This is a genomic window from Acinetobacter sp. 18QD2AZ41W (assembly GCF_009829025.1).
In the GTDB taxonomy this organism is placed as follows: Bacteria; Pseudomonadota; Gammaproteobacteria; order Pseudomonadales; family Moraxellaceae; genus Acinetobacter; species Acinetobacter pseudolwoffii.
The window spans coordinates 40940-61788 of the sequence record NZ_WURP01000004.1 but is presented as its reverse complement, the minus strand read 5'-3'; the positions used below and the strand labels follow the sequence as shown (position 1 = coordinate 61788).

Here is a 20849-nt window from a genome sequence, read left to right as displayed (position 1 = left end):
CCAATATTACGTAGGTTGCTTATGAATGCCTTAACACAGGAACTGGTCGAGCTGCTCAGCTTGGAAAAGTTAGAAGAAAACATTTTTCGGGGAATCAGCCGTAATCTGGTGGGCAAGCGCGTGTTTGGTGGGCAGGTTTTAGGGCAGGCACTCCGCGCTGCGTCTTATACCACAGACCGTCCGGCACACTCGTTACATGCCTATTTTCTGTTTGGCGGAGATGTCAACGCACCGATTATTTATGAAGTGGATCGTATCCGTGACGGCAAGAGCTTTGTCAGCCGTCAAGTACGTGCGATTCAGCATGGTCGCACTATTTTTATGTGTATGGTGTCTTTTGCACATCAGGAAGAAGGGCTAAATTACCAGATTTCAGAGCCTGAATATCCACCGGCAGAAAGCCTGAAAAATGAAGCAGAACTGATCAAACAAATGATTGAGTTTATTCCGGAAAATGTCCGTGCATCTTTCACTCGTGATCGTCATGTGGAAATTCGTCCGGTCAATCCGCAAAATCCATTCCAGCCTCAACCTGAAGCACCGTCTTATGCGCACTATATCCGTACGCATGACCGTATTGCTGCAGAAGTCGATCAGATCTCCTTGCATCAGGCGATCGCTGCTTTCTATTCAGACTTTACCTTGATGACCACGGCACTGCGTCCACATGGTCTGAGCTATATTTCGCCAAGCCTGCAATGTGCCAGTATTGACCATGCCATGTACTTCCATAAGCCATTTCGTGCCGATGAATGGATGCTATATGACATGGATGCCACCCAGAGTGCCAGTTCGCGTGGTCTGAATTTTGGACGGATGTGGCAGAATGGCGAACTGGTCTGTAGTACCACGCAGGAAGGGCTGATCCGCTTACGTGAAATCGAAACCCAATAATTTTTATATTTTTTGCTCAAAAAGCCGAATCCCAGATTCGGTTTTTTTGTTTTTAATCCGCAGAACAATCATTATTTGAGATCTTGTTCTAGGCACGCGTTTATAAAATATTACTCGATTCTGTAGAATCGGCATGGCATAGTGCCGCTTAAGATCTATATTAAAATGCATGAAAAGATGAGCTTAAATACGCAAATTTTAATTGCCGCCGTATTGGGGGTGCTGTTTGGATTTTTACTCACAATATTTCCGCAGACCTCATTTTTTGATGTCAGTTTATACGGCATCGGCATCGTCAGCAGTGTTTTTATCGGCTTATTAAAAATGCTGTTGGTTCCGCTAATTTTTACGTCGATTGTGGTCGGGGTATCTAATCTACAGGCAGGCGGACAACTGAATCGCACCTGGAAAATCACCCTGATGTGCTGTGTGACCACAACGACTTTGGCACTCATTTTAGGTCTGGCCTGTGCACATCTGTTTGATGTCGGCAAGGGTGTCGATGTACTGATGTTCCAGGATGCCATGGCGCAGCATCAGACTCCGGACACCTTAACGCCATCTTCTTTCTTTACCAATTTTATCCAAAATACCCTGATCAATCCGTTTAAGGCATTTTCAGATGGCAATGTCCTGGCAGTGGTGGTCTTTGCCTTGTTTGTCGGTGTGGCACTGGTCGCAGGCGGAGATAAATTCCGTACCGTGCGCAAGTTGAGTCACCAGTTTTTTGAAATCATGATGTTGATGATTGGCTGGGTGATGAAACTGGCACCTTTCGGTATTTTTGCTTTATTGGCCAAGCTGATCGCGACTGAGGATATTTCGGTACTCAGTCGTCTGGCTGAATTTGCGGCCGTGGTCACCGGAACCACCATTTTCCATGGCATCGTGGTATTGCCTTTATTGCTGTGGATTTTTGGCAAGATGGATCCGATCACGTTCTTTAAAGGCACACGCGCTGCTTTAATTACCGCATTTGCCACCAGTTCCAGTTCGGCCACCATGCCACTGTCAATGAAATGTGCGCAGGAAAATCTGGGCGTACGTCCGCATACGGCAGGTTTTGTGATTCCACTGGGAACACAGCTGAATATGGATGGCACAGCTCTTTATGAGGCAGCCGCCGCCTTGTTTATTGCCAATTTAATGGGGCTGGATCTGAGTTTAGGGCAACAGCTGGTGGTCTGTGCCACGGCAATGATTGCATCCTTAGGCGCACCTGGGATTCCAAGCGCTGGCATGGTCACCATGATTATGGTGTTGCAATCTGTGGGATTGCCTGCCGAGGCGATTGCGATTTTATTGCCGATCGACCGTTTACTGGATACGGTACGTACCGTGGTGAATGTGCAGGGCGATATGATGATCAGTGTGGTGGTAGACCGGCATACCCGTGAACCTGAAGCGCCGGTTTAATCTTTATCTAAGTCCGGATTCCAGACAATTTCCCAGAGATGACCATTGGGATCCTGAAAATAACCAGCATATCCGCCATAAAAGGTGGTGTGTGCAGCTTTGATAATTTTAGCGCCCGCACGTTCAGCCAGTACCATGATCTGGTCAACCTCTAATGGACTATAGACATTATGTCCCAGCGCCATTTGGGTTGGGCAGATCGGGCTCAATTCAAGACCGGTATCTTGCTGAAGGCTGCGCTGCGGCCATAAGGCAAGCTTAAGACCGGATTGCAGTTGAATAAACGCCACCGCACCATATTCAAATTCCTGCCCCATAATTCCGTCGCTTTTAAAGCCTAAACCCTCACAATAAAATTGCAATGATTGCTCTATGTCCTGAACAGCCAGCGTAATCACAGAGATAGATGGTTTCATAATGGGTTCCTGATCTAAGGCTGATCAAGATTTATTCTAATATGAATCAGGATTTAATCACTAAGTAAACAATGCAGTCTTCATGTAAAAACAGGTAAATCTGATCAATCCGGCGCTGCTATCACTTGACCAGCTTGATATGGTGAAAATCACCTTAGAAAAAAACCTCCGTTATGCGGCATAACGGAGGTTTTTAATTTAAATCAATCAATCAAATATTTTGTCATTTGATTATTCAGCTGAGCGTTTATTCTGGTTTAGCTCATCTGCTGCTTTAAGTTCTGACTGATCCTGCTCAAGTAATTCAAGCGGTTCTTCAGCTTCATTTAAGTCATGCGGTGAAACCTCACCAATAGCAGTTGCATCAGACCCAGAGTCGAGTTCAACTGGTTCATCGAATTGATTTAGATCATGAGCCGATACTTCCGGAATACTGTCCAAATCAAATTGAGTTGATTGATCTAAAGTGAAATTCAGACGGCCGCCCATGACGCTGGCCAGTTCTTCAAGTCCCTCTTTGTTCATGGAGGAGAACAATTGAATCGAGAAGTCCAGTTTCATTTTTTTCAATGCAGCTTTGACTTCCTGAAGCGCTTTAGAGGCAGGGCCACGATTCAGCTTATCTGATTTGGTTAAAAGAACATGCACAAACAAATGACGTGAATAAGCCCATTCCAGCATCATCACATCAAAGTGTTGTAGCGGATGACGAATATCCATTAACAGCACCAAGCCCTGTAAGCTTTTGCGATGAATCAGATAATTTTCCAGTTCTTTTTGCCAAACAATTTTCATCGCCTCTGGTACGGCAGCATAGCCATAGCCTGGTAAATCGACCAGACGCTGATCTGGATTACCCAAGCTAAAAAAGTTAATCATCTGGGTGCGGCCGGGTCTTTTTGATGCACGTGCCAACTGTTTCTGGTTGGTCAGGGCATTAATCGCACTGGATTTACCGGCATTGGAGCGACCGGCAAAAGCAATTTCATAGCCTGTATCTTCTACACAAAGACTGAGTTTTGGTGCACTCATTAAAAATTCGGCTTTGCGTAGCCAGTTGAGTGAGCGCACAGAATATTCAGTAATAGCAGAATCAACTTTTTTCTCGTAGCTGATCTTTTGCTTGGGTGCATGGGCTGTCTTACTGTTTTTGGATTTTCCTCTGCTGTGGTGCATAACTCAACTTCAATAAATGATCTACAAAGAAACATTATAAAGGAAGTCGCACAGGCAAGCGAACTTTGCTTTGCAATGCTATTGCAACTTAATCCATCAGGTTAATTAAACCGATTGGAGAAACAGTACTAAAATGAGATTGGTTAGATGGGGTGAGCACATCGGCCAGCATATATTGGTTCAGGCTTTGGTAAAACTGTTCCAGCGCATGGTCGAGAATACCTTTTAAACCACAATTGCTACGCAGTACGCAGGGTGGGGTATTACATTCGACAATCACATGATTTTCACCCTGCAAGCTACGCACGATCTCACCGAGTTTTAGATTTAGTGTAGTAGGATTTAAGCGGATGCCGCCGCCTTTACCGCGTGTGGCAATAATCCAGTCTTGTTTCGACATGAAATGCACAATCTTCATTAAATGATTTTGTGACACATACAAATCTCGCGCAATTTCCGCAATCGTATACGGCGTATCTCGCGGCTGGGAGATGTACATTAAAATACGCAAAGCATAGTCGGTAAATTTGTTTAATTGCATGATCGCACTAATATCTTTAAGAATTAAATAGATAAAGGCTAGTCTAGCATAACCAGACTAGCCCCACCTATTCAGCTTGAAGCGAGGGCTTAGTGGTGAACCCCACCTGTACCAAATGCTTCACTATGAATATTTTCAGCAGGAATACCGCGGGCAACGAGTGCTTTTTGCTGTTCTGCCATAAATGGCATTGGGCCGCAAAGGTAGTAATCGGCATTGACTGGTAACAGCGCTGCATCAACTGAACTCAGATCCAGACGACCTGCTACATCATAATCCTCACCCAGTTTGTCAGCTTGATGTGGAAATTCATAAGCAGTAAGGGTGCTTAAGCGCGGATATTTTGCTTTCAGGTCATGAATATGCTGGTGCATCGCATGAACCTGTTTGCTACGGCAAGCATGGATAAAGGTCACAGGTTGTGGCATATCCAGAGTCACCAGCTGGTTCAGCATCGCGATCATTGGCGTCAGGCCAACACCACCACTGATAAACACATTACGTTTAGCTGGATCGATCAGGTAGAAGTTACCTGTTGGTGCAGATACTTCAATTTCTGAACCTTCCGGCAAACCATGTAGAGTGTTAGACACCCAACCTGCAACTTGATCTGTGCCATTGCCCGGTTCACGTTTAACTGAAATACGCAAATAGTCTGCTTGAGGGCTGGTTGAAAGCGTATATTGACGCGGCTGTTTTAAGCCAAGTTCTTCTACGAATACACGAACTGAAATATATTGACCGGCTTCATATTTCGGTAAATCGCCACCATCGACCGGTTGTAGATAGATTGAAGTAATCTCGTCACTTTCCACTACTTTTTGGGCAATTTTGAAATTGCGCCAGCCTAACCAGCTACCTTTGGTTTGCTGATGCTGCTCATAGATCGTTTTTTCAGTGCTGATGAACAAGTCAGCCAATTGACCATAAGCTGTAGCCCAAGCATCAATTAATGGATCTTCCATCGGGATGCTTAATACTTCACTAATAGAATGCAGCAGGTTTTCACCCACAATATTATAGTCTGGCGCTTGAATGTTTAAGCTCACGTGTTTATGCGCGATCAGCTCAACCACAGGTAAAAGTACAGATGGGTCTTCAATATTTTCGGCATAGGCCAATACAGCGCCGGCAAGGGCTTGCGCCTGTGCACCACTGCGTTGGTGACCCATATTAAACGTTTCTTTAAGGGCAGGGTTGTTGCCTAACATGCGGTTATAAAAATAGCCCGTGAGTGCCACACCATTTTCGCGGAGTACAGGCACTGTTGCTTTTACAAGGTCAATTTGCTGCGGAGTCATGTTTGATCTCTCATGGCTGTTTATTTATAAGATGTATTTAAAATACATCTTAAAGCATGCCTTGTAAATACATCTTTTAATAAAACCATAAAAAAATTATGGGATATCTGAATATCCCATAATTTTAAAAATCTTGATAGGAATAAATCGTGCTATTTTCACTGAAAAAGCAGTCATGAAACTCGCGGACAATTCTCCCCGGTATCATCTCCGAGCCTGCGTGCGCAGTTTGATAAATCGATCAGTATCTTTTATGAACTTTTTAGGTTGCCTAAGTCGCGTGTTCTAATTCCTTTTGTTGCTCACCGGTTAGAGGTCACTGTTCCTTGGCTTGCTGTTTTGCAAATTCTGCTTGTTTGGCATTTTTTTGAGGTTCGGCCACTTGGGTTTTGCAGCATTTCAAAAGCACTATTCCGATCGACACTCTGTTCATAAATAAGAGTGACTGTTTTTTTAGTTTCAGTTAAACCGACAAGCAGACCATGCCGACTGGCAAGCTGTGAACGTAAGACAATGTTTTGCATGGTATTTGTGGTTTTTTAGTAATACCAAATAGTGTTCACCTAACTTTTCCTATTGTTTATCATTCATTTTTAGGCTTTTTCATGTGTTCTAGGGCGTACTGGATATCTTGAATCAAATCTTGCGGATGTTCCAGTCCGATACAGAAACGAACCAGAAAGCCATGTTTTAAATGTGAATGTTCCAGTACACGCATGTCTTTTAAGTTATAGAGCATGACCAGGCTGACAGGGCCACCCCAGCTAAAGCCGAGCTTAAACAGGTTTAAGCTGTCACAGAAATTGCGAATATCTTGCAGCTTATAAGAATGATCAAAAATCACGCTAACCAGGCCGGCACTTTGACCTGTCTTACAAATATCTTTCCAGTATTGATGTCCAGCGCAATCTGGATCGGCTGGATGTAAAACTTGAACAAGCTCAGTTTGCTGTTTGAGCCACTTCATTAAAGTCAGTGCGCTTTCGGACTGATGCTGATAACGCAGTTGCATCGAAGCCAGACTGCGTTGTACCTGCGCCACATCATCACCAGAAACACTAATGCCCTGAATGGCATGGGTACGGAACAGTTTGTGATGCAGGGTTTTATCTCGTGTAACAACTGAGCCCATCAAGATGTCGCCACCACCGCTTGGATATTTGGTCAGGGCATGAACCGTGATATCGACACTTAAATGCTCTTCGCCAAAATCAAAAGCATTAAAAGCCAGACCTGCGCCCCAGGTATTATCCAGCGCCGTCAAAATATGATGTGCCTGGGCTTTTTTGATTAAACCGACCAGATCTGGAAACTCCAGTGTGACTGAACCGGCCGCTTCCAGCCAAAGCAGTTTTGCTTTTTCACTTGGTGTAAAGGTTTCGACCTCAAGCGGGTTATACACTTTGACCGCAATGCCATAACGCGTTTCCAGATTGCGCAGATGTTCCATGTTTGGGCCATAGATGTTATCGGCAACCCAGACTTCATCACCTTGGCTCAAGAAACAAGAATTCACCAGGTTAATGGCGGATAAACCGCTCGGCGCAAGTAGGCAGTATTCACCCCCTTCAATTTGCGCGATGTTATCGCCTAAGGTGAATGTCGTGGGTGTGCCGTGGGTGCCGTAGCTATAGTCATAAGCATCGGTCCAGTGGCGATTAAATAGCGCATCAGTATTCTCAAAAATAATGGTCGATGCACGAAACAGGGGAGGTTGAACCGTAGAAATGGATTGAGGGGCTTTTCGTGGTGCATGAATCAGGGTGGTTTGAGCGTTTTTTTTCACGTGAATGCCCTTAAATGTAATCAAATATTACCTTAGCTTAAGAGAATCTGTGACTCACTGCCAGTTCGGTTGTGAATTGTTAAAAAAATTGGTCCTTGAAAAAAGTTGGCTTCATTTTTGCAAAACCTAAAACTATCTAGCTAAAAAATAGGTTGAGGAGCATGAAGTCGCATTTAAAAGTGCATTATTTTCAGCATATTGCTGGTGAAGGCTATGGTAGTTGTCATGAGTTTTTAAAGCAGTATCAGGCGTACATTAGTGCGACTGAGTTTTTTGCTTTACCGTTGGATCGTCCTTTAGAGATTGAGGCTTTGCCAAGGGTTGAGGACGTCGATTTACTGATCATCATGGGCGGAACCATGAGTGTCAATGATGAGGCGAATTTCCCCTGGTTAAAGATAGAGAAACGCTGGTTGCGTCGTTATCTGTCACATGGCAAACCGGCAATCGGTTTATGCCTGGGTGGACAATTGATTGCCAATGCATTGGGGGCGGGCGTCAGTCGTAATCCTGAGCAGGAATTGGGCTGGGCCACGGTACACAAGGTAGCCAATCTACCGCAAGAATGTTTTAGCTTACCCGAACAGTTCAATATTCTGCAATGGCATAGTGAAAGCTTTGAAATACCCAAAGGGGCAGTGCATCTGGCAGAAAACCAAGCCTGTCGTAATCAGATGTACCAGTTGGGTAAAAATGTGCTCGGTTTTCAGTTTCATCCAGAGAGTACTCCAGAAATCCTGTCTTTATTTTTGGAAGATGAGGAGCAGCTTGCACAATTTTCAGGAAAATATGTTCAGGATCTCTCTGAATTAAAAAAGACCCATAAAAATAAGTTTGTTGAAGGAAATCAGATATTAAATCGAGCTATAGAATATGTCTTGGCGAAAACTGCCCCGCATTCAGAAAATAAACTCTTGTTTTAGGGGGTAAATTGAAAACTTGGATAAAACCATAAAAGGGATTTGCTTATGCATTAAACAATGGCTATAATAAGCGACCCTTCGATAGGAAGGGGGTTAACTGCGAATAAAGTAGTTAACTATCGTTACAGTCGTGGCATCGATCACGACCTTAGTGATATTTCACTGCTCTTGACACTTACCCGTATTAAAGTGGGGTGAGATGCGTCAGGAGTGATTCTTTATATATTTGGCTTGGAGTTTACTGGTATGTCTAACCAGAGAATTCGTATCCGTCTTAAGTCTTTTGATCATCGCCTGATTGATCAATCTGCTCAAGAAATCGTAGAAACCGCAAAACGTACTGGAGCACAAGTGTGTGGTCCAATTCCAATGCCAACACGCATTGAACGTTTTAACGTTTTAACATCACCACACGTAAACAAAGACGCGCGTGACCAGTACGAAATCCGTACTTACAAGCGTTTGATCGACATCGTTCAACCTACAGACAAAACTGTAGATGCATTGATGAAGTTAGATCTTGCAGCTGGTGTTGATGTTCAGATCGCATTGGGTTAAGGCTTTCGGGTTAATTAACACTCTAAGTTAATTAGGCCGCTTTTTTAGAGGTTTATGCACATGGCTATTGGTTTAGTCGGTCGCAAGTGCGGTATGACACGTATCTTTACAGATGCTGGTGTTTCTGTGCCTGTTACAGTGATTGAGGTTGATCCTAACCGCATCACTCAAATCAAAACGCTTGAAACTGATGGTTATCAAGCGATTCAAATCACTACTGGTGAACGTCGCGAATCTCGCGTAACTAACGCTCAGAAAGGCCACTTCGCGAAAGCAGGTGTTGCAGCTGGTCGTCTAGTTCAAGAATTCCGCGCTACAGAAGCTGATCTTGAAGGTCGTGAAGTTGGTGGTACGCTTACCGTTGAATTGTTCCAGGTTGGTCAAGTTGTTGACGTAACTGGTCAATCTAAAGGTAAAGGTTTCCAAGGTGGTGTTAAGCGTTGGAACTTCCGTACGCAAGATGCAACTCACGGTAACTCGCTTTCTCACCGTGTTTTAGGTTCTACTGGTCAAAACCAGACTCCTGGTCGCGTATTCAAAGGCAAAAAAATGGCTGGCCATTTAGGTGCTGAACGCGTAACTACACAGGGTCTTGAGATCGTTGCTATCGACACAGAACGTTCAGTTCTTGTTGTTAAAGGCGCGGTTCCTGGTGCTACTGGTGGCGACGTAATCGTTCGTCCTACGATCAAGGCCTGAGGGGAAATAACGTGAATTTAAATACTGTTTCCGGCTCTGCTGTTGAATTATCAGAAGTTGCGTTCGGTCGTGAATTTAATGAAGCTCTTGTTCACCAAGTGGTTACAGCTTATTTAGCTGGTGGCCGTCAAGGTTCAAAAGCTCAGAAATCACGTGCAGACGTTTCTGGCGGTGGCCGCAAGCCATTCCGTCAAAAAGGTACTGGCCGTGCTCGTGCTGGTTCTATTCGTAGCCCAATCTGGGTTGGCGGTGGTAAAACTTTTGCTGCTCGTCCACAAGACTGGTCTCAAAAAGTAAACCGTAAAATGTACCGCGGTGCTATGCAATGCATCATGGCTGAACTTGTTCGTCAAGATCGCCTAATTTTAGTTGATGAGTTTGCTGTTGCAGCTCCAAAAACTAAAGAATTGCTTGCAAAGCTTAACGACTTGAATGCAACTCGTGCATTGATCGTTACCGATGCTGTTGATGAGAACTTGTATCTTGCTGCACGCAATATTCCACACGTAGATGTGGTTGATGCTGCTGCAATCGATCCGGTTAGCTTGATTGCGTTCGACAAAGTTGTTATGTCTGTAGCTGCTGCTAAGAAAATTGAGGTAGAACTCGGATGAACAACGAACGTATCTATCAAGTCCTGCAAGGACCTGTATTCTCAGAAAAAGCACAAGTTTTAGGTGAAACTGCTGGTGTTCAAGTGTTTAAAGTTGCTATCAATGCAAACAAGCTTGAAATCAAAAAAGCAGTGGAACAACTCTTTGGTGTAGAAGTTGTTAAAGTTAACACGACTATCACTAAAGGTAAGTCTAAACGCTTTGGTAAAACATTAGGACGTCGTTCTGATGTTAAAAAAGCATACGTCACCCTGAAAGCTGGCCAAGATGTTGAAATGGCTGACTTGGGCGATACCGCTGAAAGCACAGCGGAATAAGGACGAGAATTATGCCTATTCAAAAATGTAAGCCAACGTCTCCAGGACGTCGCTTTGTAGAGAAAGTGGTTCATGATCACCTTCACAAAGGCGCACCGTACTCTCCGTTGGTTGAAGCTAAAAAACGTACTGGCGGCCGTAACAATAACGGTCACATCACGACTCGTCACGTTGGTGGCGGTCATAAGCAGCACTACCGTCTAGTTGACTTTAAACGTAACAAAGATGGTATTCCTGCAACTGTAGAGCGTATCGAATACGATCCTAACCGTACTGCACACATTGCACTTGTATTGTATGCTGATGGTGAACGTCGTTATATCATTGCTCCTAAAGGCCTTCGCGCTGGCGATAAAGTACAGTCTGGTAACGATGCTCCAATTCGTCCAGGTAACTGCTTGCCGCTTCGCAACATGCCAATCGGTTCTACTCTTCACAACATCGAACTTAAAATCGGTAAAGGCGCGCAGATTGCTCGTTCAGCTGGTACTTCAGTTCAGCTGTTGGGTCGTGACGGTTCTTACGCTATCGTTCGTCTACGTTCAGGCGAGATGCGTAAAATTCACGTTGAATGTCGCGCTGTGTTAGGTGAAGTATCTAACTCGGAAAGCAACCTTCGTTCGCTTGGTAAAGCTGGTGCATCGCGCTGGCGTGGTGTTCGTCCTACCGTTCGTGGTATGGCAATGAACCCGGTTGACCATCCGCACGGTGGTGGTGAAGGGCGTAACAAAGGTATTCAACCTGTAAGCCCATGGGGTCAAAAAGCTAAAGGGTACAAGACACGTACCAATAAGCGTACGACTAAGATGATCATTCGCGACCGTCGCGTTAAGTAACAAGTAAAGGAATCTGACAATGCCTCGTTCTCTGAAAAAAGGCCCATTCGTCGATGCGCACTTGTTCGCTAAGGTTGAAGCGGCTATCGCGGCTAATAACCGTAAGCCGATCAAAACTTGGTCGCGTCGTTCGATGATCCTACCGGATTTTGTTGGTTTAACAATTTCTGTACACAATGGCCGTAACCACGTTCCTGTGATCGTTTCTGAACACATGGTTGGTCACAAGCTTGGTGAATTTGCACCAACTCGTACCTATCGCGGTCACGGTGTTGACAAGAAATCTAAACGTTAATGGGTGCTATGATGGAAGTAACTGCTAAATTACGCGGTGCCGCTATCTCGGCACAAAAAGCTCGTTTGGTTGCAGATCTTATCCGCGGCAAATCTGTTGCGCACGCGCTTAACATCCTTAACTTCAGCAACAAAAAAGCTGCAGTTCTAGTTAAGAAAGCGTTGGAATCTGCGATTGCAAACGCTGAACACAATAACAGTTTAGATGTAGACGACCTTAAAGTTTCTACGATCTACGTTGATGAAGGCATGAGCCTGAAACGTATTATGCCACGTGCTAAAGGCCGTGCAGATCGTATTACTAAGCGTACTTGTCACATCACCGTTAAGGTAGGGGTTTGATATGGGTCAGAAGGTTCATCCAATCGGTATCCGCCTAGGTGTTGTGAAACGTCATAACGCTAACTGGTATGCGAATCCGAAACAATACGCTGAATACTTGCTTAAAGATCTTCAAGTTCGTGAGTTTTTAATCAAAAAACTTAAAAACGCGATGATCAGCAACATTCTTATCGAACGTCCTACAGGCGCTGCTAAAGTAACTATTAGCACTGCGCGTCCTGGTATCGTAATCGGTAAAAAAGGCGAAGATATTGAGAAACTACAACGCGAATTAACATCTATCATGGGTGTTCCTGCGCAAGTAAGTATCAATGAAATTGATCGTCCAGACTTAGACGCGCGTCTAGTTGCTGAAGCAATCGCTTCTCAATTGGAAAAACGTGTAATGTTCCGTCGTGCTATGAAGCGTGCGGTACAAAACACAATGCGTGCTGGTGCTAAAGGTATCAAAGTAGAAGTTTCAGGCCGTTTAGGTGGTGCTGAGATTGCTCGTACTGAGTGGTATCGTGAAGGTCGTGTACCTCTACATACGCTTCGTGCAGATATCGACTATGCGACTATGCGTGCTGAGACTACTTACGGTACGATTGGTGTTAAAGTTTGGATCTTCCGTGGTGAGATCTTGGGCGGCATGAAACAAGTCATGAACCCAGCTCCAGCAGAAGAACGTCCAGCTAAACGCGGTCGTGGTCGTGGTGAAGGTCAAGAGCGTCGTGGTCGTCGCAATGATCGTTCTGCTGAAAAAGGAGAATAATCCATGTTGCAACCTAAGCGTACTAAATTCCGTAAAGTGCAGAAAGGCCGTAACACTGGTCTAGCACACCGCGGTAGCACAGTATCTTTCGGTACTATTGCACTTAAATCAGTTGAACGTGGTCAAATGACTGCGCGTCAAATTGAAGCAGCGCGTCGTACAATTAGCCGTCGTATTAAGCGTGGTGGTAAGATCTTTATCCGTGTATTCCCGGACAAACCGATTACTTCTAAGCCGCTTGAAGTGCGTATGGGTAAAGGTAAAGGTTCTGTGGAATATTGGGTTTGCCAAATCAAACCAGGTAAAGTCTTGTACGAAATTGATGGTGTTAACGAAGAATTGGCTCGCGAAGCGTTTACGCTTGCAGCAGCTAAGCTTCCGTTTAAAACCGCTATCGTGACTCGGACGGTAATGTAATGAAAACTAAAGATCTACGTGAAAAGTCGGTAGAAGAGTTGACAGCTTTGCTTGATGAGCAACAGCTTAACCAATTCCGTCTTCGTATGGCGAAAGCAACTGGTCAATTGGGTAAATCGCATGAAGTTGCACTTACTCGTCAGACGATTGCTCGTATTAAGACCCTCCTTACCGAAAAACAGGGGAACGGACAATGAGTGATAAAACAGTCCGCACGTTAACTGGCAAAGTTGTAAGCGACAAGATGGATAAATCTATCGTTGTTCTTATTGAACGCCAAGTTCAACACCCGTTGTATGGCAAATTAATCCGCCGTTCAACAAAATTACATGCTCATGATGAGAACAACACAGCGAAAGCTGGTGATGTTGTAACCATTAAAGAAAGCCGCCCAATTTCTAAAACTAAGTCTTGGACTCTAGTTGAAGTTGTTGAAGCAGCTGCTGAGTAATTAACGTTCTTGTTGCATCATCGGTCAATTTCGAGTACTCTTTGAGCCTTTCGAAATTTCGACCGGTGTTGCTCGGTTTTGGAGTAGGGCAATGATTCAGACCGAAACTATGCTCGACGTAGCAGACAACAGTGGTGCACGCCGCGTACAATGTATTAAAGTACTTGGTGGCTCGCATCGTCGTTATGCTTCTGTTGGCGACATTATTAAAGTTACTGTAAAAGAAGCAATTCCACGCGCACGTGTTAAAAAAGGTGACGTGATGAATGCAGTTGTGGTTCGTACAAAATTCGGTATCCGTCGTGCAGACGGTTCAGTGATTCGTTTCGACGATAACGCTGCTGTTATTTTGAACACCAACAAAGCGCCGATTGCAACTCGTATTTTCGGACCAGTGACTCGTGAACTTCGTACTGAACAGTTCATGAAAATTATTTCATTGGCTCCTGAAGTTCTATAAGAGGCGATCATGGCTAAGATTAAAAAAGGCGATCAAGTAATTGTGATCGCAGGTAAAGAAAAAGGCAAACAGGGTACTGTTCTGTCTGTTTCTAATGACCGTGTTAAGGTTGAAGGCCTTAACTTGGTGAAGAAGCACCAAAAGCCGAACCGTGCTACAGGCGCTGAAGGTAGCGTTGTAACTCAGGAAGCTTCGCTTCATATTTCAAACGTGGCAGTTTTTAATGCTACAACCCAAAAGGCTGACCGTGTTGGTTACCAAGTGATTGATGGCGTGAAAACTCGCGTATTCAAATCAAATGGTGAATCAGTGGCGGTAGCGAAGTAATAGGTTGATATAGGCCATGGCCAGACTTAAAACACGTTACAATGACGAACTTAAAGCTCAGTTATTAGAGACTTTAGGCGTTAAAAATGTGATGGAAATTCCTCGCATCACTAAAATCACGATCAACATGGGTGTTGGCGCAGCTGCTGCTGACAAAAAACTCCTTGATGGTGCTCTTTCAGATATGCAAGCTATCGCTGGTCAAAAACCAGTACTTACGTTAGCTCGTAAATCAATCGCTGGTTTTAAAATCCGTGATGGTTGGCCGATCGGTTGTAAAGTTACTTTACGCGGCGAACGTATGTACGAATTCTTAGACCGTTTGATCTCGATTGCGATCCCTCGTATCCGTGACTTCCGTGGTTTCTCTGCGAAATCATTCGACGGTCGTGGTAACTACTCAATGGGTCTTAAGGAACAGATCATGTTCCCTGAAATCGATTTTGACAAGATTGATCGTATTCGTGGTATGGACATTACCATTACTACGACTGCTCGCACCGATGACGAAGGCCGTGCGCTTATGCGTGCATTCGGCTTCCCGTTCAAATAAGAGGTCGATATGGCTAAGAAAGGTATGATTAATCGCGAATTGAAACGCGAAGCTACTGTTGCTAAATACGCTGCAAAACGTGCTGAATTAAAAGCTGTTATTGCAAACGTAAATGCATCAGACGAAGAACGTTTCGAAGCGATGATGAAATTGCAAGCATTACCACGTAATGCATCTCCAGTACGTCTACGTAACCGTTGTGGTTTAACTGGTCGTCCGCATGGCTATTTCCGTAAGTTCGGCTTAAGCCGTAACAAATTACGTGAAACAGTAATGCAAGGTGATGTACCTGGCGTTGTTAAGGCAAGCTGGTAAGGAGCACTATAAATGAGTATGCAAGATACCGTTGCCGACATGCTAACACGTGTTCGTAACGCACAAATGGCGAAGAAACAAACTGTTTCTATGCCTAATTCTAAGTTGAAAGTTGCAATTGCTAACTTACTTCAACAAGAAGGTTACATTTCTAACGTAGAAGTTGCGGAAGCTGAAGGCAAACCAACTTTAACAATTACGTTAAAATATTTTGAAGGCAAGCCAGTGATTGACACTGTGAAACGCGTAAGCCGTCCAGGTCTACGTCAGTATCGCGGTAAAGATGCACTTCCAAGCGTTAAGCAAGGTTTAGGTATTGCAATTGTTTCTACAAGCAAAGGCATCATGACTGATCGCGCTGCACGTGCTGCAGGCGTTGGTGGTGAAGTTATTGCTTTTGTTTCTTAATAGGTGATTCCTCATGTCTCGTGTGGCTAAAGCCCCAGTAACTGTACCGAATGGTGTAACAGTTACTCAGAACGGCCGGCAGGTCGAAGTGAAAGGCACTAAAGGTACATTGTCTTTCAACCTGCATGCGCTGGTCGAGCTTAAACAGGAAGACGGTACTCTGGCTATTGCTCCAGTACAAGAGTCGAAAGACGCTTGGATGCAAGCTGGTACTGCTCGCGCTGTGCTTAACAACCTTGTAAAAGGTGTTAGCGAAGGTTTCGAACGTAAGTTACAGCTTATCGGTGTTGGTTATAAAGCTGCGGTTAAAGGTGATGTTGTTCATCTTAACCTTGGTTTCTCTCACCCGATCGATTATGCACTTCCTGCAGGTGTAACTGCTGAAACTCCAACTGCAACTGAAATCGTACTTAAATCTGCTGACAAAGCAGCTTTAGGTCAGGTTGCTGCAGATATCCGTGGTTACCGTCCACCAGAGCCGTATAAAGGCAAAGGTGTTCGTTATTCTGACGAAGTTGTACTTCGTAAAGAAGCTAAGAAGAAATAAGGCGCGAGGTTCTTATGAACGAAAAGAAACAATCCCGTTTGCGTCGTGCGAAAAGCACACGCTTGCACATCCGTGCATTGGGTGCGACTCGTTTGTGTGTAAACCGCACTCCGCGTCACATCTATGCTCAAGTTATCTCTGCAGATGGTGGCAAAGTATTAGCGCAAGCTTCTACTTTAGACGCTACTCTACGTGCAGGTACAACTGGTAACGTTGAAGCAGCTCAAAAAGTAGGTGCTTTAATCGCAGAACGCGCTAAAGCAGCTGGTGTTACTAAAGTTGCATTTGACCGTTCTGGTTTTAAATATCATGGTCGTATCAAAGCCTTGGCTGATGCTGCTCGTGAAAACGGCTTGGAGTTCTAATCATGGCTAAAGTTGAACAAAACGAAGGTCTTGTTGAAAAGCTGGTTGCCGTTGATCGTGTAGCCAAAGTTGTTAAGGGTGGTCGTATCTTCTCTTTCACAGCATTAACTGTTGTGGGTGATGGTAATGGTCGCGTAGGTTTTGGTCGTGGTAAAGCACGTGAAGTTCCAGCTGCTATCTCTAAAGCACTTGAAGCTGCTCGTCGCAACATGATTACTGTTGACCTTGTTGATGGTACGTTACAGCACCCAATTCATGCACGTCATGGCGCTAGTCGCGTATTCATGCAGCCTGCCTCTGAAGGTACAGGCGTAATTGCTGGTGGCGCTATGCGTGCAGTTTTAGAAGCTGTAGGTGTACGTAACGTTTTGACTAAATGCCGTGGTTCTACTAACGCTGCTAACGTAGTTAACGCAACTTTCAACGGTTTGCGTGATATGACTACTCCTGAGAAGGTTGCTGCGAAACGTGGTCTTTCAGTAGAACAAATTCAAGGGTAATCAATCATGAAAACGATTAAAGTTACCCAGACTAAATCTGCATCGCACCGCTTGAAAAATCATAAGCTGAGCCTGCAAGGTTTAGGTCTGCGTCGTATTGGTCATACTGTAGAAGTGCAAGATACGCCTTCTAACCGTGGTATGATCAACCAAGTCTACTATATGGTTAGTGTAGAGGAATAAGCCATGACTCTGCGTTTAAATACAATTGCACCTGCAGAAGGTGCTAAACGTGACAACCTTCGTGTAGGCCGTGGTATCGGTTCTGGCGTTGGTAAGACCGGTGGCCGTGGTGTCAAGGGTCAAAACTCACGTAAGAGCGGTGGTACTCGTCCAGGTTTCGAAGGCGGTCAAACAGCACTTTATCGTCGTTTGCCTAAATTCGGCTTCACTAGCCAATTGGCTTTGAAAACTGCTGAAGTACGTTTATCTGAGCTTGCTAAAGTTGAAGGCGACATCGTGTCTCTAGAAACTTTAAAAGCGGCGAACGTTGTACGTAAAGACATGATCCGTGCTCGTATCGTACTTTCTGGTGAAATTACTCGTGCATTCACTGTTCAAGGTGTTGCATTGACTAAAGGCGCTAAAGCTGCTGTTGAAGCTGCTGGCGGCAAAGTCGAGGAGTAATCCCCAGTGTCTATGACTCCTAGTTCTTCAGGTCATGTCAACATGATGAAAGGCCAACCATTTCATGTGAAATACCGTGAAATTATTCGTCGAATGATGTTTCTCATTGGTGCGTTGTTGGTGTTTCGGCTAGGAGCGCATATTCCAGTACCGGGCATCAATAATGCGGCCCTAGAAAACCTGTTTAATGCAAACCAAGGTACTATCCTTGGTTTGTTTAACATGTTTTCCGGTGGTGCATTAGAACGAATGTCTATTCTTGCTCTTGGGATCATGCCCTACATTTCTGCATCGATTATCGTGCAGCTGATGTCGACAGTGGTTCCTTCGCTGGAAGCTTTGAAAAAAGAAGGCGAGCAAGGCAAACGTAAAATAAATCAATACACACGACAAGGCACATTATTTCTGGCGCTTGTACAAGCGATCGGGATGTGTGCAGGCTTGATCAGTCAGGGGATTACCCTGAATACTGGTCTGGCTTTTTATATTCCTGCAGTAACCTCATTGGTTGCGGGAACCATGTTCTTGATGTGGTTGGGTGAGCAGATTACCGAACGTGGGGTGGGGAATGGTATTTCCATGATCATCTTCGCGGGTATTGTTGCCGGATTGCCTAATTTAATTATGCAATCTTTGTCATCTGTAGATAATGGCCAGACCAGCCTGATTGGCTTGGTAATTTTTGGTCTATTGTCTCTGGGTGTTTTGGCAGCCATCGTGTTTATCGAGAAAGCGCAACGTCGTATTCCGGTCAACTATGCTCAAAAACAACAAGGTCGTCGTGTATTTACTGCACAACAGACACATTTGCCATTGAAAATTAATATGGCGGGTGTGATTCCGGCAATTTTTGCCAGCTCATTGCTGTTGTTCCCTGCGAGCTTAGGCCAGTGGGTGGGTAGTGCAGATCCGAATGCCGGATTTATTCAGCGTAGCCTGCAAGATGTAGCATTGGTATTGTCGCCTGGTCAGCCGTTGTATTTGGTGCTCTTTGGTGCGTTAATTATCTTTTTCTGTTACTTCTATACAGCACTGGTATTTAGTCCTAAAGAAGTGTCAGAGAACTTGAAACGCAGCGGAGCTTATGTGCCTGGTATACGTCCAGGTGAGCAAACTGCTCGTTACTTAGATCATATTCTCAGTCGTTTGACATTTATTGGCGCGATTTACATCACCGTCATTTGTTTGATGCCGATGGTGTTGCAAAGTTCATTTGGTATTCCATTCTATTTGGGTGGTACTTCTTTGCTGATTGTTGTGGTAGTAGTGATGGACTTTATGGCTCAGCTGCAGTCACACCTCACCTCGCACCAGTACGATAATCAAACGTTAATGAGAAAAACGACAGCTCATCCTAAGGGATAAGCGCACTTAGAGGTTTCATCATGAAAGTACAAGCTTCTGTTAAGAAAATTTGTGGTAGCTGTAAAGTTATCCGTCGTAATGGGGTTATCCGCGTAATTTGTAGCGCAGAACCTCGTCATAAGCAGCGTCAAGGTTAATCTGATTAAGACCTGTTGATTTCTGTAGGCGAATTGGGTTATTATCCGCCCCTCAAGATTTTTGTGGGGCGGTTGATTATCTACTGCCTTTTTGGAGAAAATTGAATGGCTCGTATTGCCGGTGTAAACATTCCGGATAACAAGCACGCTGTTATCTCTCTAACGTATATCTTTGGTATTGGTCGCCATACTTCAAAAGCTATTTTAGCTGCTGCGGGTATTGCTCCAACGACTAAGATCCGTGAATTAGATGACGCTCAGCTTGATGCGATTCGTGCAGAAGTTGCTAAGGTTCCGACCGAAGGTGATTTACGTCGCGAAATTTCCATGAACATTAAACGTTTAATGGATTTAGGCTGCTATCGCGGTCTTCGTCATCGTCGCAGCTTGCCTGTCCGCGGTCAACGCACCAAAACTAACGCTCGTACCCGTAAAGGTCCGCGCAAACCTATTAAGAAATAAGATTTCTGGAAGCTAAAAGATGGCTAAAGATACTCGCGCACGCAAGAAGGTCACTCGTACCGTCTCTGAAGGTGTCGCACACATTCACGCTTCTTTTAATAACACCATTGTGACTATTACCGATCGTCAAGGTAATGCACTGGCTTGGGCCACTTCAGGTGGACAAGGCTTCCGTGGATCACGTAAATCAACTCCGTTCGCTGCTCAGGTAGCTGCTGAAGTTGCTGGTAAAGCTGCTTTAGACTACGGTTTGAAAAACTTGGACGTCCTTGTAAAAGGTCCTGGTCCTGGTCGTGAATCTGCGGTTCGTGCTTTAGGTGCAGTGGGTTATAAAATTAACAGCATTACCGATGTGACGCCAATCCCGCACAACGGTTGCCGTCCACCTAAAAAACGTCGCGTGTAAGGAGAAACATTCATGGCTCGTTATATTGGTCCAAAATGCAAACTCTCTCGCCGCGAAGGGACAGACCTGCAACTTAAATCAGGCGTTAAACCGTTTGATGTAAAAACTAAAAAACACGCTAAAGCTCCTGGCCAACATGGTGGAGCTCGTGGCGGTAAACAGTCTGAGTACTCACTACAATTACGTGAAAAACAAAAAGTACGTCGTATGTACGGTGTTTTAGAGCGTCAATTTAGTAACTACTACAAAGAAGCTGCTCGTGTTAAAGGCGCAACTGGTGAAAACTTGTTGAAGCTACTTGAAAGCCGTCTTGATAACGTTGTTTATCGTATGGGTTTCGGTTCTACTCGCGCAGAAGCTCGTCAGTTAGTATCTCACCGCAGCATCACTTTGAATGGCCGTCGTGTTAACATTGCGTCTATCCAAGTTAAAGCGGGTGATGTGATCGCAGTTCACGAAGGCGCTAAACAACAATTACGTATCAAAAACGCAATTGAATTAGCAACTCAACGTGGCATGCCTTCTTGGATGGAAATCGACCATTCTAAATTAGAAGGTACGTTCAAAGCTGCACCGGATCGTTCTGATTTACCTGCTGAAATCAACGAAAGCTTGATTGTAGAATTGTATTCTAAATAATCC

General features: G+C 44.6%; 33 protein-coding genes and 1 pseudogene. 29 read left to right on the top strand and 5 right to left on the bottom strand.

Annotated elements, in window-relative coordinates; all coding sequences use genetic code 11:
* Nucleotides 1–21 precede the first annotated feature (21 nt).
* Nucleotides 22–894 carry an acyl-CoA thioesterase II gene (locus GVV58_RS07835; protein WP_153566944.1) on the top strand — a complete coding sequence of 291 codons (873 nt, stop codon included), beginning with the start codon at nucleotides 22–24 and terminating at the stop codon, nucleotides 892–894.
* Nucleotides 895–1071: 177 nt separating this feature from the next.
* Nucleotides 1072–2310 carry a dicarboxylate/amino acid:cation symporter gene (locus GVV58_RS07830; protein ID WP_034608350.1) on the top strand — a complete coding sequence of 413 codons (1239 nt, stop codon included), beginning with the start codon at nucleotides 1072–1074 and terminating at the stop codon, nucleotides 2308–2310.
* On the opposite strand, the gene GVV58_RS07825 is transcribed toward GVV58_RS07830, so the two are convergent.
* The 5 genes from GVV58_RS07825 to GVV58_RS07805 form a co-directional block, all read right to left on the bottom strand.
* Complete coding sequence (locus GVV58_RS07825; protein WP_005168733.1) at nucleotides 2307–2726, bottom strand: VOC family protein; 420 nt, start codon at nucleotides 2724–2726, stop codon at nucleotides 2307–2309. The genes GVV58_RS07830 and GVV58_RS07825 overlap by 4 nt on opposite strands.
* Nucleotides 2727–2957: 231 nt before the next feature.
* A complete protein-coding gene (yihA, locus tag GVV58_RS07820) occupies nucleotides 2958–3902 on the bottom strand; it encodes a ribosome biogenesis GTP-binding protein YihA/YsxC (protein WP_005168732.1) in 945 nt (314 codons plus the stop codon).
* An 88-nt stretch (nucleotides 3903–3990) separates the two neighbouring features.
* Nucleotides 3991–4443, bottom strand: a complete 453-nt coding sequence (locus tag GVV58_RS07815) for an Rrf2 family transcriptional regulator (protein WP_159516281.1) — start codon at nucleotides 4441–4443, stop codon at nucleotides 3991–3993.
* 89 nt (nucleotides 4444–4532) lie between these two features.
* Entirely contained in the window at nucleotides 4533–5744 is a 1212-nt protein-coding gene (hmpA, locus tag GVV58_RS07810; protein WP_074383583.1) for an NO-inducible flavohemoprotein, read from the bottom strand.
* Between the two features lie 583 nt (nucleotides 5745–6327).
* The gene (locus GVV58_RS07805) at nucleotides 6328–7530 is read right to left on the bottom strand and encodes a PLP-dependent transferase (protein ID WP_005094155.1); all 1203 of its coding nucleotides are present in this window, start codon (nucleotides 7528–7530) and stop codon (nucleotides 6328–6330) included.
* Nucleotides 7531–7691: 161 nt separating this feature from the next.
* Here GVV58_RS07805 and GVV58_RS07800 point away from each other — a divergent pair, with 161 nt between their 5' ends.
* The 27 genes and pseudogenes from GVV58_RS07800 (at nucleotide 7692) to rpsD (ending at nucleotide 20846) form a co-directional block, all read left to right on the top strand.
* Entirely contained in the window at nucleotides 7692–8453 is a 762-nt protein-coding gene (locus tag GVV58_RS07800) for a type 1 glutamine amidotransferase (RefSeq protein WP_100357820.1), read from the top strand.
* A 246-nt stretch (nucleotides 8454–8699) separates the two neighbouring features.
* Complete coding sequence (rpsJ, locus tag GVV58_RS07795) at nucleotides 8700–9011, top strand: 30S ribosomal protein S10 (RefSeq protein WP_000070912.1); 312 nt, start codon at nucleotides 8700–8702, stop codon at nucleotides 9009–9011.
* A gap of 60 nt (nucleotides 9012–9071) precedes the next feature.
* Nucleotides 9072–9710 carry a 50S ribosomal protein L3 gene (gene rplC / locus GVV58_RS07790; RefSeq protein ID WP_005094152.1) on the top strand — a complete coding sequence of 213 codons (639 nt, stop codon included), beginning with the start codon at nucleotides 9072–9074 and terminating at the stop codon, nucleotides 9708–9710.
* Between the two features lie 11 nt (nucleotides 9711–9721).
* Complete coding sequence (rplD, locus tag GVV58_RS07785; protein WP_005094150.1) at nucleotides 9722–10324, top strand: 50S ribosomal protein L4; 603 nt, start codon at nucleotides 9722–9724, stop codon at nucleotides 10322–10324.
* A complete protein-coding gene (gene rplW / locus GVV58_RS07780) occupies nucleotides 10321–10641 on the top strand; it encodes a 50S ribosomal protein L23 (RefSeq protein WP_005094149.1) in 321 nt (106 codons plus the stop codon). Before rplD ends, rplW begins: the two co-directional genes overlap by 4 nt.
* Before the next feature lie 11 nt (nucleotides 10642–10652).
* On the top strand, nucleotides 10653–11477 hold the full coding sequence (gene rplB / locus GVV58_RS07775; RefSeq protein ID WP_005094148.1) for a 50S ribosomal protein L2: 825 nt from the start codon (nucleotides 10653–10655) through the stop codon (nucleotides 11475–11477).
* A 19-nt stretch (nucleotides 11478–11496) separates the two neighbouring features.
* Complete coding sequence (rpsS, locus tag GVV58_RS07770; RefSeq protein ID WP_004281508.1) at nucleotides 11497–11772, top strand: 30S ribosomal protein S19; 276 nt, start codon at nucleotides 11497–11499, stop codon at nucleotides 11770–11772.
* A gap of 11 nt (nucleotides 11773–11783) precedes the next feature.
* Nucleotides 11784–12113 (top strand): 50S ribosomal protein L22, encoded by a 330-nt coding sequence (rplV, locus tag GVV58_RS07765; RefSeq protein ID WP_001982638.1) that lies wholly within the window; start codon nucleotides 11784–11786, stop codon nucleotides 12111–12113.
* Nucleotide 12114: 1 nt separating this feature from the next.
* Nucleotides 12115–12931, top strand: a pseudogene (rpsC, locus tag GVV58_RS07760) (30S ribosomal protein S3).
* The gene (gene rplP / locus GVV58_RS07755) at nucleotides 12871–13284 is read left to right on the top strand and encodes a 50S ribosomal protein L16 (protein ID WP_004281506.1); all 414 of its coding nucleotides are present in this window, start codon (nucleotides 12871–12873) and stop codon (nucleotides 13282–13284) included. The pseudogene rpsC and the gene rplP overlap by 61 nt, the downstream one beginning before the upstream one ends.
* Nucleotides 13284–13481 carry a 50S ribosomal protein L29 gene (rpmC, locus tag GVV58_RS07750; protein WP_004281505.1) on the top strand — a complete coding sequence of 66 codons (198 nt, stop codon included), beginning with the start codon at nucleotides 13284–13286 and terminating at the stop codon, nucleotides 13479–13481. The genes rplP and rpmC overlap by 1 nt, the downstream gene beginning before the upstream one ends.
* Nucleotides 13478–13735, top strand: coding sequence for a 30S ribosomal protein S17 (rpsQ, locus tag GVV58_RS07745; protein WP_004281504.1), 258 nt, complete (start codon nucleotides 13478–13480; stop codon nucleotides 13733–13735). The genes rpmC and rpsQ overlap by 4 nt, the downstream gene beginning before the upstream one ends.
* A 91-nt stretch (nucleotides 13736–13826) precedes the next feature.
* Complete coding sequence (gene rplN / locus GVV58_RS07740; protein ID WP_005094147.1) at nucleotides 13827–14195, top strand: 50S ribosomal protein L14; 369 nt, start codon at nucleotides 13827–13829, stop codon at nucleotides 14193–14195.
* A 9-nt stretch (nucleotides 14196–14204) separates the two neighbouring features.
* Nucleotides 14205–14522, top strand: a complete 318-nt coding sequence (gene rplX / locus GVV58_RS07735) for a 50S ribosomal protein L24 (RefSeq protein WP_004281502.1) — start codon at nucleotides 14205–14207, stop codon at nucleotides 14520–14522.
* Between the two features lie 16 nt (nucleotides 14523–14538).
* Nucleotides 14539–15075: a 50S ribosomal protein L5 gene (gene rplE, locus GVV58_RS07730; RefSeq protein ID WP_005094146.1), complete on the top strand. Its 537-nt coding sequence runs from the start codon at nucleotides 14539–14541 to the stop codon at nucleotides 15073–15075.
* 9 nt (nucleotides 15076–15084) lie between these two features.
* Nucleotides 15085–15390 (top strand): 30S ribosomal protein S14, encoded by a 306-nt coding sequence (gene rpsN / locus GVV58_RS07725; protein ID WP_004732275.1) that lies wholly within the window; start codon nucleotides 15085–15087, stop codon nucleotides 15388–15390.
* 12 nt (nucleotides 15391–15402) lie between these two features.
* Entirely contained in the window at nucleotides 15403–15798 is a 396-nt protein-coding gene (gene rpsH / locus GVV58_RS07720) for a 30S ribosomal protein S8 (RefSeq protein WP_005094144.1), read from the top strand.
* A 13-nt stretch (nucleotides 15799–15811) separates the two neighbouring features.
* Complete coding sequence (gene rplF / locus GVV58_RS07715; RefSeq protein WP_005094142.1) at nucleotides 15812–16345, top strand: 50S ribosomal protein L6; 534 nt, start codon at nucleotides 15812–15814, stop codon at nucleotides 16343–16345.
* A gap of 14 nt (nucleotides 16346–16359) precedes the next feature.
* A complete protein-coding gene (gene rplR / locus GVV58_RS07710) occupies nucleotides 16360–16710 on the top strand; it encodes a 50S ribosomal protein L18 (protein WP_004281497.1) in 351 nt (116 codons plus the stop codon).
* Nucleotides 16711–16712: 2 nt separating this feature from the next.
* Nucleotides 16713–17210 (top strand): 30S ribosomal protein S5, encoded by a 498-nt coding sequence (gene rpsE, locus GVV58_RS07705; protein ID WP_004281496.1) that lies wholly within the window; start codon nucleotides 16713–16715, stop codon nucleotides 17208–17210.
* A 6-nt stretch (nucleotides 17211–17216) separates the two neighbouring features.
* Nucleotides 17217–17393 (top strand): 50S ribosomal protein L30, encoded by a 177-nt coding sequence (gene rpmD / locus GVV58_RS07700; RefSeq protein WP_005094139.1) that lies wholly within the window; start codon nucleotides 17217–17219, stop codon nucleotides 17391–17393.
* 3 nt (nucleotides 17394–17396) lie between these two features.
* Nucleotides 17397–17837, top strand: coding sequence for a 50S ribosomal protein L15 (rplO, locus tag GVV58_RS07695; protein WP_005094137.1), 441 nt, complete (start codon nucleotides 17397–17399; stop codon nucleotides 17835–17837).
* 45 nt (nucleotides 17838–17882) lie between these two features.
* Nucleotides 17883–19202 (top strand): preprotein translocase subunit SecY, encoded by a 1320-nt coding sequence (secY, locus tag GVV58_RS07690; protein WP_171063316.1) that lies wholly within the window; start codon nucleotides 17883–17885, stop codon nucleotides 19200–19202.
* A gap of 20 nt (nucleotides 19203–19222) precedes the next feature.
* Nucleotides 19223–19339, top strand: a complete 117-nt coding sequence (rpmJ, locus tag GVV58_RS07685; RefSeq protein WP_000867907.1) for a 50S ribosomal protein L36 — start codon at nucleotides 19223–19225, stop codon at nucleotides 19337–19339.
* A gap of 105 nt (nucleotides 19340–19444) precedes the next feature.
* Nucleotides 19445–19801 (top strand): 30S ribosomal protein S13, encoded by a 357-nt coding sequence (rpsM, locus tag GVV58_RS07680; RefSeq protein WP_004281492.1) that lies wholly within the window; start codon nucleotides 19445–19447, stop codon nucleotides 19799–19801.
* Nucleotides 19802–19820: 19 nt separating this feature from the next.
* Entirely contained in the window at nucleotides 19821–20207 is a 387-nt protein-coding gene (gene rpsK, locus GVV58_RS07675; RefSeq protein WP_004281491.1) for a 30S ribosomal protein S11, read from the top strand.
* 12 nt (nucleotides 20208–20219) lie between these two features.
* The gene (gene rpsD / locus GVV58_RS07670; RefSeq protein WP_005094132.1) at nucleotides 20220–20846 is read left to right on the top strand and encodes a 30S ribosomal protein S4; all 627 of its coding nucleotides are present in this window, start codon (nucleotides 20220–20222) and stop codon (nucleotides 20844–20846) included.
* Nucleotides 20847–20849: the final 3 nt, after the last annotated feature.

Excerpts from the sequence above, each read along its gene's own strand:
- GVV58_RS07835 (WP_153566944.1), top strand. The coding sequence starts at position 22 with ATGAATGCCTTAACACAGGAACTGGTCGAGCTGCTCAGCTTGGAAAAG.
- GVV58_RS07830 (WP_034608350.1), top strand. The coding sequence starts at position 1,072 with ATGAGCTTAAATACGCAAATTTTAATTGCCGCCGTATTGGGGGTGCTG.
- GVV58_RS07825 (WP_005168733.1), bottom strand. The coding sequence starts at position 2,726 with ATGAAACCATCTATCTCTGTGATTACGCTGGCTGTTCAGGACATAGAG.
- yihA (WP_005168732.1), bottom strand. The coding sequence starts at position 3,902 with ATGCACCACAGCAGAGGAAAATCCAAAAACAGTAAGACAGCCCATGCA.
- GVV58_RS07815 (WP_159516281.1), bottom strand. The coding sequence starts at position 4,443 with ATGCAATTAAACAAATTTACCGACTATGCTTTGCGTATTTTAATGTAC.
- hmpA (WP_074383583.1), bottom strand. The coding sequence starts at position 5,744 with ATGACTCCGCAGCAAATTGACCTTGTAAAAGCAACAGTGCCTGTACTC.
- GVV58_RS07800 (WP_100357820.1), top strand. The coding sequence starts at position 7,692 with ATGAAGTCGCATTTAAAAGTGCATTATTTTCAGCATATTGCTGGTGAA.
- rpsJ (WP_000070912.1), top strand. The coding sequence starts at position 8,700 with ATGTCTAACCAGAGAATTCGTATCCGTCTTAAGTCTTTTGATCATCGC.
- rplC (WP_005094152.1), top strand. The coding sequence starts at position 9,072 with ATGGCTATTGGTTTAGTCGGTCGCAAGTGCGGTATGACACGTATCTTT.
- rplW (WP_005094149.1), top strand. The coding sequence starts at position 10,321 with ATGAACAACGAACGTATCTATCAAGTCCTGCAAGGACCTGTATTCTCA.
- rplB (WP_005094148.1), top strand. The coding sequence starts at position 10,653 with ATGCCTATTCAAAAATGTAAGCCAACGTCTCCAGGACGTCGCTTTGTA.
- rpsS (WP_004281508.1), top strand. The coding sequence starts at position 11,497 with ATGCCTCGTTCTCTGAAAAAAGGCCCATTCGTCGATGCGCACTTGTTC.
- rplV (WP_001982638.1), top strand. The coding sequence starts at position 11,784 with ATGGAAGTAACTGCTAAATTACGCGGTGCCGCTATCTCGGCACAAAAA.
- rplP (WP_004281506.1), top strand. The coding sequence starts at position 12,871 with ATGTTGCAACCTAAGCGTACTAAATTCCGTAAAGTGCAGAAAGGCCGT.
- rpmC (WP_004281505.1), top strand. The coding sequence starts at position 13,284 with ATGAAAACTAAAGATCTACGTGAAAAGTCGGTAGAAGAGTTGACAGCT.
- rpsQ (WP_004281504.1), top strand. The coding sequence starts at position 13,478 with ATGAGTGATAAAACAGTCCGCACGTTAACTGGCAAAGTTGTAAGCGAC.
- rplN (WP_005094147.1), top strand. The coding sequence starts at position 13,827 with ATGATTCAGACCGAAACTATGCTCGACGTAGCAGACAACAGTGGTGCA.
- rplX (WP_004281502.1), top strand. The coding sequence starts at position 14,205 with ATGGCTAAGATTAAAAAAGGCGATCAAGTAATTGTGATCGCAGGTAAA.
- rplE (WP_005094146.1), top strand. The coding sequence starts at position 14,539 with ATGGCCAGACTTAAAACACGTTACAATGACGAACTTAAAGCTCAGTTA.
- rpsN (WP_004732275.1), top strand. The coding sequence starts at position 15,085 with ATGGCTAAGAAAGGTATGATTAATCGCGAATTGAAACGCGAAGCTACT.
- rpsH (WP_005094144.1), top strand. The coding sequence starts at position 15,403 with ATGAGTATGCAAGATACCGTTGCCGACATGCTAACACGTGTTCGTAAC.
- rplF (WP_005094142.1), top strand. The coding sequence starts at position 15,812 with ATGTCTCGTGTGGCTAAAGCCCCAGTAACTGTACCGAATGGTGTAACA.
- rplR (WP_004281497.1), top strand. The coding sequence starts at position 16,360 with ATGAACGAAAAGAAACAATCCCGTTTGCGTCGTGCGAAAAGCACACGC.
- rpsE (WP_004281496.1), top strand. The coding sequence starts at position 16,713 with ATGGCTAAAGTTGAACAAAACGAAGGTCTTGTTGAAAAGCTGGTTGCC.
- rpmD (WP_005094139.1), top strand. The coding sequence starts at position 17,217 with ATGAAAACGATTAAAGTTACCCAGACTAAATCTGCATCGCACCGCTTG.
- rplO (WP_005094137.1), top strand. The coding sequence starts at position 17,397 with ATGACTCTGCGTTTAAATACAATTGCACCTGCAGAAGGTGCTAAACGT.
- secY (WP_171063316.1), top strand. The coding sequence starts at position 17,883 with ATGAAAGGCCAACCATTTCATGTGAAATACCGTGAAATTATTCGTCGA.
- rpmJ (WP_000867907.1), top strand. The coding sequence starts at position 19,223 with ATGAAAGTACAAGCTTCTGTTAAGAAAATTTGTGGTAGCTGTAAAGTT.
- rpsM (WP_004281492.1), top strand. The coding sequence starts at position 19,445 with ATGGCTCGTATTGCCGGTGTAAACATTCCGGATAACAAGCACGCTGTT.
- rpsK (WP_004281491.1), top strand. The coding sequence starts at position 19,821 with ATGGCTAAAGATACTCGCGCACGCAAGAAGGTCACTCGTACCGTCTCT.
- rpsD (WP_005094132.1), top strand. The coding sequence starts at position 20,220 with ATGGCTCGTTATATTGGTCCAAAATGCAAACTCTCTCGCCGCGAAGGG.